At 38.1% G+C, this 11,806-nt stretch carries 6 protein-coding genes and 1 pseudogene; 1 reads left to right on the top strand and 6 read right to left on the bottom strand.

What is annotated here, in order from left to right; all coding sequences use genetic code 11:
* Positions 1-120: 120 nt before the first annotated feature.
* The 6 genes and pseudogenes from ACLI09_RS02720 to ACLI09_RS02695 all read right to left on the bottom strand — a co-directional run.
* Complete coding sequence (locus ACLI09_RS02720) at positions 121-996, bottom strand: T9SS type A sorting domain-containing protein (RefSeq protein WP_411418054.1); 876 nt, start codon at positions 994-996, stop codon at positions 121-123.
* 71 nt (positions 997-1,067) lie between these two features.
* Entirely contained in the window at positions 1,068-2,387 is a 1,320-nt protein-coding gene (locus tag ACLI09_RS02715) for a hypothetical protein (protein WP_411418053.1), read from the bottom strand.
* 388 nt (positions 2,388-2,775) lie between these two features.
* A complete protein-coding gene (locus ACLI09_RS02710; protein ID WP_411418052.1) occupies positions 2,776-6,075 on the bottom strand; it encodes a TonB-dependent receptor domain-containing protein in 3,300 nt (1,099 codons plus the stop codon).
* Between the two features lie 149 nt (positions 6,076-6,224).
* Complete coding sequence (locus ACLI09_RS02705) at positions 6,225-7,073, bottom strand: FecR family protein (protein WP_411418051.1); 849 nt, start codon at positions 7,071-7,073, stop codon at positions 6,225-6,227.
* A gap of 295 nt (positions 7,074-7,368) precedes the next feature.
* On the bottom strand, positions 7,369-7,941 hold the full coding sequence (locus tag ACLI09_RS02700; RefSeq protein ID WP_411418050.1) for an RNA polymerase sigma factor: 573 nt from the start codon (positions 7,939-7,941) through the stop codon (positions 7,369-7,371).
* A 1,283-nt stretch (positions 7,942-9,224) separates the two neighbouring features.
* Positions 9,225-9,959 (bottom strand): annotated as a pseudogene (locus tag ACLI09_RS02695) (dolichyl-phosphate beta-glucosyltransferase); the annotation flags it as partial.
* 58 nt (positions 9,960-10,017) lie between these two features.
* Here ACLI09_RS02695 and ACLI09_RS02690 point away from each other — a divergent pair.
* The gene (locus ACLI09_RS02690; RefSeq protein ID WP_411418049.1) at positions 10,018-11,511 is read left to right on the top strand and encodes a T9SS type A sorting domain-containing protein; all 1,494 of its coding nucleotides are present in this window, start codon (positions 10,018-10,020) and stop codon (positions 11,509-11,511) included.
* Positions 11,512-11,806: the final 295 nt, after the last annotated feature.

The following is an 11,806-nucleotide window of genomic DNA, read 5'->3' as shown; positions in this document are numbered from 1 at the left end:
TTTGTTTTATTCTTATCCCTTTCGGGATGTTTTAGCTTCCCAAAGCTTTTTTAATATAGCTTTGGGAGGCTTTTAGATTTCTCCACCCGAAATGTTACAGTCGAAATGAACATTTATACATTACATTTTAATGAACTTCAACTTTTCTACTACCGCACCATTTGTTACATGCATAATATAAGCTCCGGCAGCTAAAGCCGACACTTCTATCTGGTTACTGTAAGGGGCTGTAAATACTTCCTGACCCATAATATTATATACCTTAACGGCTGTAGTTGTTGGCTCAAGGGCTGGATTTAGTTGTAATTGTAAAGTGGAAGCCACCGGGTTTTGTACTATTTTGGTATGGGTTTTAGGAGCGTTTAAATCCTCAACACCTAATGTTGAAGCGAAAATGCCCATTCGGTCAATATTGATAGGCGCTATTTGAAAAGTGTAATCAGTATCATTGGTTGATAACAATCCAATATAGATGGTGCTGCCTGCAAAGGTGGAAACATCTAAAATACTTTCTGCAAATTCATTAGGATTTGCAGGAAAAACTACATCATCGGTAACAAAATAGTATCCCTGATTTCCCTGTGTTTGCAATTGCTGAAAACCAGCCAAATCTGGAGATGTAGAAATAAATACTAACCTTCCGGATGCATTATTTTGATTAGAATATACCTTATTCCAATATATGGCTAATTGTATAGTGCCCGATGCCGATGAAAGATTTATTGCAGGAGAAATAATCCAGTCATTTTCTGTATCAGCATTTGGGTAATAGTCCCCTGATAAAGGAAACGTGGTGTATCTAAGAACCTGCTCTGTGCCTGCTTCTCCATTTCGCCAATTGGCTCCCTGTACCCAGTTGTTGCCATTGTTGTTTAAATCGTGGAAAGTCCATCCCTCAAGATCTGCTGCCGAATCAAAACTATTTACCCAAACAGGATACTGTGCGTTGCTTACGCCGGAAACTAATATAATTAAAAGTAAAATAATTTTTTTCATGATAGTAAAATATAAAAGAAACCAGGTGGTAGCTTGCTGCCACCTGGTTTCAGGTTAAAATTAATTGTACGTTAGAAAGAGTAATTGGTCCAGGTCCCTTTGAAATCACCACAGTTTCTTGGAGTAACATTCCACGGTGTAGACGTTACATTAAAGAACGGCTGTGTCATACCCCACGCAGTTGCAGGAGAAGTAGTAGAAGTAGCGGTTACACCCGAAATAGTAAGGGCCGCTGTAGTACTGCCAATTTTTGAAGCAGTGGCAAACGTAAATCCATGCGCGCTTACATTTGTAAAGCTAAGGTCGGCAGGATTAACGGCGGCACCACTTACGGTTTCATTCAATATACCAACAGTATATCCTGTAGTTATCGCATCGTTTAGCGTTAGTTTTCCATTTCTCCTTACATGGATTGCATTTTCATACAAAGCACCTTGAGCACTGTTTCTGGCTCCTACAATAGTCAGGTTATTAATTACAGGGTTTGTTATAGGTGTAACCGTAGATCCTGTTGAATTGTTGTCCAGTTCAATTCCGTTAGAATCAGGGTTTCCACCGCTTTGGCTGTGTGTAGAGTTAAAATCTGCCAAGGCCAGGGCACAGGTAATGGTACCAACATAACCATTATCGAAGTCAAAATTATCGTCATCTGCTGCAAACGACACTAAATTGCTTGCATTTACTGTACCACCGAAGAATTCGAAAGAATCGTCTTTGCCGTAAGACACCTGGATGTGGTTTAACACAGTACCAGAGCCTACGCCACCGAGTGTTAGTCCATTAATTTCATTACCTGAATTAGGAGCCAAAAGGTCATACCCTGCAAACTCGATACGCACATAGGTAAGCGACCCTCCATTGTGTGCAGCATTCGCACCTCCATAGGTGTAGAGAGCACCCGAAAGGCCTTCTATGGTAGTGGTAGTAGGCTGATTGGTAGGAGCGTCTCCTAAAATAACAATACCTCCAAAATCTCCGGGAGCAGCTGTAGTAGCAGCATTACAGTCTAAAAGCTTATAGCTGGTAAATACTACCGGAGCCGTAGCTGTTCCGTTGGCATTCAGCGTGCCCCCTTTTTGTACTACCAATACCCCGGTAGCTGTGTTGTCAGTTCTTGGTTTGGCTTTAATATAGGTTCCTGCATCAATAGTAAGCGTGATGCCGCTTTGTACGTTTACAATACCATCAATTTCCCAAATTGTACCTGCTGTCCAATGGTTATTAGTTGCATTAATGTTCCCGGAAACCGTTTGCACGGGTTTAGAACACTGACTTGCATAGTCAGCAGAAGCTGATTGCATACTAAACGAAGACACATTAGAGTCAGTCTCATTCTCACTACAGGCCGTAAGCGATAGTGCTGCCAAAGCCACAAAAATTAAATTTTTCATAATGAACTTATTTAGAATTATAATCCGGCAATGATATGTTTATACCGGATCGTTTTAGTATTTAAAGGATATCCGCCTCAATATCCCGTGATTTTGTTATGTTTTTTACACTTAGCATTGCCGGAGGCACGGCCCTGCAAAGCGACTCAACCTCTCCCGTTACCAGCCTGAGTCTCTCTGGTAAGGTTTCCGTTTTTTATACTGTGTCCGTGGTATTATCAATGGTGCACTTCATCAATAAACTCTGGATTCACAGCCTTTCAGGATGCGGCAAAACCTGTATAATGTTACAATTACACCCTTAATAAAAACCTGCGCTTTAGTATAGAACTTCGCTGCCTTTTGTTTACTCGTTATTCCTTACGAACACGCTATATTTTACACGCATCTAAAAACTATAAATCATATTCAAACTAAATGTTCTGCCGCTATAGGCACGAAATAATATCTTATCTATACTTTTATCATATTTATCTGTGGCTCCGGGCATAAGGCTTAAATTTTCTCTTATTGTCTCAAATTCATTGCCTGCTCCTCTGAAAACCGAATACGAGTTATAGTTGTTATAATATTCCTTTACCCTGTCAAACAGATTTCTTGCATTGAGCTTTATTTCGAAATTTTTGTTTTTCAAAAATTTACAAGACAGCTGCATATCTGCCACCGCATATGGGCGCTGAATCTCTTCACCATTATAGTCATAGCCCACTGTAATGTATTGATCGCCTTTGGCATTGTATAAAAAATTAGCCCCAAAACGATTTCCGTCATACATTAATCCTAAGTTATATGCCCAGGGCGTTTGCCCATACAGCGGCCGCTCTACATTGTAGGTTTCGGCATTTGCTCCGGTGTTGTAGAGATTTTTAAAAGAAATTACTTTGGTGTCGTTAAACGTAAAATTTCCGCTTATAAACAAGTGCTCTAAAAAAGAGTCTTTTATAATGAACCCGAAATTTTTCCTTATCTCTACTTCAAAACCTGTAAGTTTTGCATTTTTAGAATTTCCATTGTAGAGAAACAAATTTCCTTCGTTAGAAAGATGTCCCTCCCTCTCTATCGGTCGGTCAATATCTTTATAATACAATCCCGCAGAAATAATTTCGCCAGGGCCCGAAAACCATTCAAATTTGAAATCGTAATTATTAATTACCGAAGAAGTCATTTCTGTATTATAAATAAGCCCATTGGCTATTGGGTCAAAATAGGGCAAGCCGGTCCTTTCATTAAACTGGGGGCGAATTACTGTCCTGCCATATGCCAGCCTTATGTTAGTGTTGCTGGTGGGGCTATAAGTAAAGTTGGCAGATGGCATAAATTGCCAAGGCTTATCATCTATAGCCTCCCTGTTAACATTTCTCGGATCGGCAAGGTCTATCTGCTGGGAAATAAGGTCGTATTTAAAATATTCTGCCCGAATGCCCCAAACCAGCCTTAGTTTATCATTCCAGCGGTTATCAAACATTAGGTACGGGGCGTGCTGGGTAACCCTGCCTTCGTATTTTTCATTTTTATAAAGGGCATTAGTTTGCCAGCCAATACCCCCGGGCACATAATGAGAACCATCGAACCAACTGGAAAGGGCACCCTCCATTATCAGGAAATTCCTTTCATTACTGGGTACATCCCTGTTTTCATCTACGCGGAGGAAAAATTTTTGCTGCTGGTTGGTATTGTTTTTTATTGCACCGGCATAGCCCAGCTTGATGCTGTTTTTAAAATTTCCTGCATCCATGCCCCATTTAAACGAAGTACCGTAGTTGTAATCAGTTTCCCTGTTTTCGATATAGCCTCTTGAAAAGTTATTCCCTGAATTATATACCTGGTGGTATGCCAAAATTTCGTTACCAATAAAATTATAAAAGGTTTGATGCTGTGTATAATCTTTGGTGTCTGCCGCTATGCCCGTTCTTGCTGCAAACCAGTTGAATTCTGTAGTTCCTATTTTATGATTCCCTTCCACTTTGTTTTGTAATAAAATTTGGTAAATAGGATAATCAGTATTGTCCGTATAGGGTTTATCTAAAGATTGCAATTGGGCAGGGTCGTTATTAGGAATAATCCCGTAGTAAAAATAGTTATAAGAGCTCTCTGCTCCGCTGGGCTGCCCGGTTATGTACTCGTTCCAACCGGTAACCCTTGTAAGGGTATTGTCATAAATGTGGGTATAAGAGTTACGCAGGGAAATCCTGTTTCTACCTAATTGTAAACCAAAATTTAGCATCCCTGCCATGGTAGCATTATAGGTGTAGGACGCCCCCTTGTTCTTGAAATTAAAAAAATCAACCGGAGCGAGCCCTTGTTGCTGTTCTTCTGAGATTTGTCCTGTAGTATCGAGCCAGTTGCCTCTGCCTGTATGATCTATATCCAGTTTGGTTTGTTCGTTTCTCGAAGTTATTGCCCCTACAAAGCCCCATTTATTATTGTTTTTAAGTTCGAATTTTTTTCCAAAAGCCAACTGAAAACTCGAACCCGGGTTTGCCTTAGTGCTGTAAGTGGTAAAATTATCGTTAGTAAACTGTTTAGATTGTTCAAAAAACAAAGGGTTATTCCAATCCATCGATTCCAGTCCTTTCGGAAAATCTCTTGTACCGTCATCAAACCCAAAATAGTCGTTCTTACCTCTTTGCCGCGTCAGGAATTGTTTAGAAGTAGACAGGTCGTTATAAGATGACCCCCAATTGAAAGAAAAAAATTCTTTTTCAGGAATATCCTTTGTCCTTATTTCTACATAACCTCCGGCAAAACTCGCATTCATATCTGGTGTAACTGTTTTGCTTACAATTACACTTTCTACCATTGCCGTAGGAATAATGTCAAAAGAAAAATTATTATTATAGGCTTCTGTACTTGGCAGGTTGATTCCATCCATCACTGCCTGGTTCCATCGTTCACCCATTGAACGTACCACTACATATTTATTGTCTACTGTTGTAATACCTGTTATTCTTTTTAGAGTTGCCCCTACATCGCTATCCGGTGTTTTGGCAATTTGCTCGGCAGAGATACCATCGCTCATTTGTGCTGCTTTTTTTTGCTGTTGCAATAATCCATCTGCCGTAGATGTTGCCTTTTTGTAGGACTGGGTAATTACCACTTCTTCCAAGGCGTTAACATCTTCTTTAAGGACAATGTTTAATATAGTTTCCTCCACGGCGTTTACGACCACCCCCGTTATTTTTTTTGTCTGGAAGGATATTAAGATGGCTTCAGTAGTATAGCTTCCGGGATCTATGCTGAGAGAATAGTTACCATAATTGTCAGCAACGGTTGTTGTACCTGTTTCAACAACCCTGATTGTGGCACCGGGTAAGGAAAGGCCGCTCTCATCAATTACCTTTCCTGTTATCTTTCCCGGCTTTTTAGTATTTTGTTTTTTGTTTACCGCAATATTATTTTCTGTCCTCCGGAAATCTAAGTTGGTTTGCGACCTTAGCACTTTTAAGACTTCATCTATAGAAACATTTTCTTTTTTTATGGTAATAGCAGGGCCACTGAGGTCTAAGCCTTCAGGATACACAAAACGATAAGGCGTGCGCGACTCAAGGTTTTTAATAATCTCAGCGGGCGAAGCATTTTTAAAGTCTACCGATACAGTACCGGATTGTGCAAATAGACCGCCAATAGTAAAGAAGAAAAGCAAAGCCCATAGTGTCTTGGGAAATCGCCTTAAATGGACATGGTTCATAATTGAATATTTGTATCTGTTATTTTTATTTGCTCTTGTAATTATTTGTAAATTTGATAATTATGATTTTTTTTTATTTATTCAAAAGGTAATAAACCCCCATCTCACGTCTTTAGGACGAAAGTCATACATTATATTAATTTGATTATTTACCTGCTTATTGTAAAGGAGTTTCCATCGGTGCTGGTTATATTCAACCCAAGGGCAAAAGCAACAGTCTGCATCATCTCTGTAACACCCTGGCGCGTATCCAGTGTTCCTTTTATCTTTAGGTGCCTCAGTTCTTCTTTAGTATACACCACTTTCATGTTATGTTCTGTTTGTATCTTGTTAATTACTGCCTCCAGCGTTAACCCATCAATATCAATCAGTGCTTTTTTCCATTCGGGCTCTGTTGCAATGCCAACCGTTTTTTGTAGTTTCCGGTTATCCATCGGTACTATTGCTGCATCACCTTTTTTTAGCATAACTGTATTGCCCGAAGCCTGTACTTTTACCAGGCCACTACGCACGCTTACCTCAATGGCTTTACCGGCATAGGCATCAATGTTAAATGATGTCCCCAATACAGTTGTCCTGACTGCACCCGATGTTATAATGAACGGTTTATCAGGATCTTTAGCTACCTCAAAGAAAGCTTCACCTGATAAAGTTACTTCACGCGTGTCGCCGGCAAATTCACTGGGATAGGAAATCTCTGTATTTTGGTTTACCCATATACGGCTACCGTCAGGCAGTCGCAAAAGACGGATGTCATGCGGATAGGTATTGGTTACAATCGCCTTTGCCGCCGCAACGGGCTGCATTAAAAATAAGTAGCCCCCAAAGAGTAACAGTATGGCAACTGATGCTGCAACAATCCAGCGGTAGCTACGTCTACGGCGCTTTTGGAGCGTTGCCATCTGGATGTTTTCCCACATCCTGTCTTTTGCACCCTGAGGCAGTATCCCTTTTTCAGGTATTGCGTTCCACTCGTCCTGAACATCGTTTAAATTCATAGCGTATCGTTTTATAGATGGGAGCCATTACTTCACAGTTGTTTGTGTCCTCCGTATACATATAGCTTCGCAGAAAGAAAAAAATCCCTGCCGAAAACGAGTATTAATGATTTCTTAACGGGAATAAAGGATGGAATAAAGGGTGCTTTAGAAATATACCCAGTATTTACAGGTAGTATTGCCAGACGAATGATTTTAAAAAGAACTACATATTTTTGTCCTTTTTAAAAAATGTTAATTTAATGTAAAACAGGTAGCTGATTTGCTCTATTTTATAGACTTAATATATTGTAAATCATTTGTCTACAAATTTAACAATGATTGCAAACCACATAAGGCAGTGTTGCTCCGCAACATTTTCCTTTAAAAACTGTAATGTTTTTGATATTTGTTTGGCAACTGCACTTTGGGTCATGTTCATCTCATCAGCTATTTCTTTATAGCTGTGTTGTTCGAACTTGTGGAGGGTAAAAATCTTGCGCCGCCTTTCGGGAATCTGTTCAAGAAGTGTATTAATACGTTCCAGCTTCAGTGCGATTTCCTCGTCCCATTGCTCTGCAATAACATCTTGATCTTCCCTGAGCTCCCCGTCAGGTAGCAACGGAAAGCCATCCTGAGCTTTATACCAATTGAAAATTTCCTGCCTCGAGCTTTTAAACAGTACCGCATCAAGCGGTGTTTCGGGATGGATTGTGTGCCGGAACTTCCAAAGGTGTATAAAAACATTTTGTACTATATCTTCTGTGTCTGCGGGCTGCTTTGCATAGCTGTTTACAAAAACGTAAACTTTAAAGTGATACTTCTCATAGATTTCTCTGAAACACGAATCCTCTCCATCGCGTAATCTACTTATTAAATTAGTGTCCATACTGCAATTTTAAATTGGTGAAAGGCTTGGTAAAAGTAGTCAAAATGGACTCCGCCCATTTTTGATGTGTGTGATTTAATGATTTTTTAATATTATTATTTTAAAATACTTATTAGTTTATTGTATTTTATATTATAATATAAATATCATACACGCTAAAAGTTAATAAAAATGAGAAATATTTTATTTTTAGCTTTTCTTTTAAGCTAATGCCTAAAAGTCATTGATTAAAGAAATTCAAACACTTTAATTGTAAGTGTGCAATTCTTACTAAATTATATCCCGTCTCTTTCAGTGCAGCATTCAAGAAGAAGGTTATTCCGAAACTGCTCTCTAACATAAATTCAACGTTTTAAAAATTGATAAATATCGAATTATAGCGCTTTAAAAATCAAGTCGTTAAGCATATTTACCACTTGATAATCAAAAACTTAAATCTATTTTTGCGGATTTTTTTTTGAATTTAAAATTGCCACAGATTTGCCACAAAAAACTTTGTGGATTTTTGAAAATTTTGATGGTGCGGGGGTGAAAATAAAAAAACCTGCAACTTCTTAAAGTACAGGTTTTCTGTGATTTAAGTAACTTTATCCGTAAATAAAGCCTTGTAGTGGTGGGCTGCCAGGGGTCACAGTCGAACACATTGTGCATATTTGACTTTTTTTAATAGTAATTAAAATTTATAAATAAATGATTTATAATGATTTAATACAACTTCAATTGTGATTTTATTTTTATCAGGGAGATGTTTCAATTAGATTAATATTACTATTTTTTGTAATTACCCTTAAAAACTTATCGAAAACTATCGTTAAATGAAGGTGTCAGGGATGTGTCGAACACTTTTAAAATTGTTATCTCTTAAATTATTCAAATGTCATAGCCCTTAGTTTATTTCTGTATTCTTCAGGGTATCAGATTTTGAAATAAACCATGGTATTTACCATCCTTTAGAACGGGTAGATACGCCTTTGCGCTTTATTCAAATTTAAACATGACCTTTACATACTATCATATTGTTGACCGATTTCTGATAGCAGGCTCATCAGGTCTCTACCTGAGAATTATGATTACTAAATATAAGTTCCCTTGCATCGTTAAAATAAATGGTAGAATTTTTTATAAACTTTAAAACTGTAATTATGAAGACCATTAAATTCACACCTACACAGATTGCCAGGATTCTGAAAGAATTTGACTAAGCCATCGCCGCATAAAATACTACGCAAAATATAAGCTATTTCGGCGCAATTAATAGCAATTGCTGCATTGTTACAAACAAACTACCGGTAATGCAAAGCTATCTGTCCTATTTGCCCTAAAATTTTAAATGAATCTTTAAATGAAAGTTTAGATCCGTCTACATGTACCCAGCGGTTTAACGGTTTTTCACAAAGCATGGCCTGCGCTTCTTTATTACCGTATGTTTTTTTCATCCTCATAAATATCTCTACGTCAAACAACCACCTTGTAATAAATTTTTTATGGAATGTTTGTATAACCACATCTTTGGTCATAATTTTTGCGCCACATTGTGTATCCCTAAATTCCATACCCAATGTTTTTCTAATATATAGATTAATACCTTTGCTGATAATTTTTCGTGCACCATCTTTAGCAATATCAGCCCCCATGCGTACAATGCGCGAACCACTCACTACTTTATAATTTGAATGTGATATGGTTGTAACAAGGTCTGTAAAATCATCAAAATTTGTGGAGAGATCAGCATCTAAAAATCCTATATAATCAAATTGTGCCTGTTTAGCCAAATGTAACATACCAAGCCTAACGGCCTCAGCTTTACCTCCATTTTTTTCACAATTGTATATACTTATGTGCTCTTCATTTCCTTTACTAAGTTCCTGTAACACGCCAAGTGTATTATCTTTACTTCCATCGTTAACAAAACAAAGATGATAGCCAAGATTAGTATGTACAAAACTTTTAAATTCATCACTCAGCAGGCGCGACTCTTCATTATAACAAGGTATAACAATTCCTACACAGGTTTTTTCAAATACCCAAAGAAACGTCAATACTACTAACCTTCAGTCATTTTTCCCTACAACGGGTATGTACGGTACCGAAACGGCTTATGAGTCGAGCCCGGCCGACCTCATAGGTATTACAAATGCAGAGCAGGTATTTTCGGTAGATTATTATGAAGGTACAACCCGTATTGCTGCGGGACTGGCAACCGTTACCACCGGAAGCGTGTATGACCACAGCAAAATGATTTGCGACAGGCTTAATGGTTCATCTCTTGAAGATGTGCGCACAGTGACCCTGCAAGGCCACGAAATTATAATGGTAAAACTTAAAAGGGCTAATGGCATTACAGAGTATGCACTTACTTTTAGTGTAGAACAAACCGAAACGTCAAATTTACTACATAGTTACTGGAATATAGCACAATATCCTGTAGGAAACTATGTTAACTTTCAGGTGTGGGGTGCTACAATGGGCCAGGTGAGCAGCGTTGTAAACTATACACTAGACCGGTTGAACCAGCAAGCAAGTGTAACCAGCGATGTTATAGAAAACAGGATACCATCGGTATTTGTGAGGAAAGGATCGTACAAAAACGGAGAACTATTGTTGCAAATGATTAATAAATCTTCATCTACAACATTAAACTTTGACGGAAATAAAAGACAAACAGAACTTAGCGAAACAGAAAACCTCGTACAAACGGTAAGCCTTGATGGTAACTACAACCAGGACTTAACTGTAGATACAAACGGTATATTTGATATTGGGTTCTCTGTTGTGGCAAATAATTCTCCAAGAGTAGATGGCCTTTACCTTGCAGATGGCCCGTGGGGTGTAGATTATAATGCTGATGAGACAACCATAAATAATTTTAATATAGAAGCATATACTCCTCAGGCGGCAGTAACCGGCGTATACCCTATAGAGAGAAATGCGGCACTTACAGGAGAAGTAAAAGGCACAGTAAACCTTTTCAGGAACTTGTTGCCTGGTGAACTTACCCTTGACGTTTCTGGATATGAAGCACTTAACTTTGACCTTGTGAGCAGCCATCCTGTAGAAGTAGTAATGATAACGGAAGGCCTTACCGAATGGGCCAACCGCCTTAAATTTGAACTGCCCGCACAGCAAAGCCCCGATGCAAAAAGTATATCGCTTAATGATTTTGTAAACGCTAACGGTGAGAGCTTTAATGGCCAGCTTATAAAAGGTTTTGTATTCTCAATTATTGGTAACTACAGCACTTTTGAGCCATTTAGCATTAATGTTTCTAACATGAAACTAGGCAACTATAGTTTAGGTGTTAAAGATGTAACAACTACCACTTCAGGTAAATTTTATAACTATCCAAATCCGTTTTACAACAGTACTACACTTTTATTACCAGCACCTTCAGATAAAATTAGTGTACAGGTACTGGACCTTACGGGAAGAAAGATTATTAGCAGAGAAGTAAACACCGAAAATGGAATTGAAGTAAAACTTGATAACCTAAACCTTCCCTCTGGTACCTACATAATAAGAGCCGTTACTAATGATAATAAAATATATCAATCTAAATGTATTGTTAAGTAACAACAGACGTTTTACAATCTTTGATAGCTACTAAGCCGTTATCTTCCAGAATCAAACACACAATCTAAATTCAAATAGTTTTATGGTTGTAAGTAGTGATTAAAGCAAGTTATTATGTAATATAAATAGGATTCGATAGTCTTATATTCATTTATAATTCAGAAGATCTTAAATAGGCACAATGCGTTTAACTGCGATACCTGAGTGGATAAATTAATTGCATTGACCCCGCTCCACCAATTTTAATGACACTGCTAATTATTTGTAGACCAATAGAAATGGTGATCAATTCTAA

It is taken from the genome of Flavobacterium sp. RHBU_24 (genome assembly GCF_046613695.1).
Classification (GTDB): domain Bacteria; phylum Bacteroidota; class Bacteroidia; order Flavobacteriales; family Flavobacteriaceae; genus Flavobacterium.
Note: the sequence above shows the minus strand (reverse complement) of the source record. Positions and strands in the feature narration are given on the sequence as shown.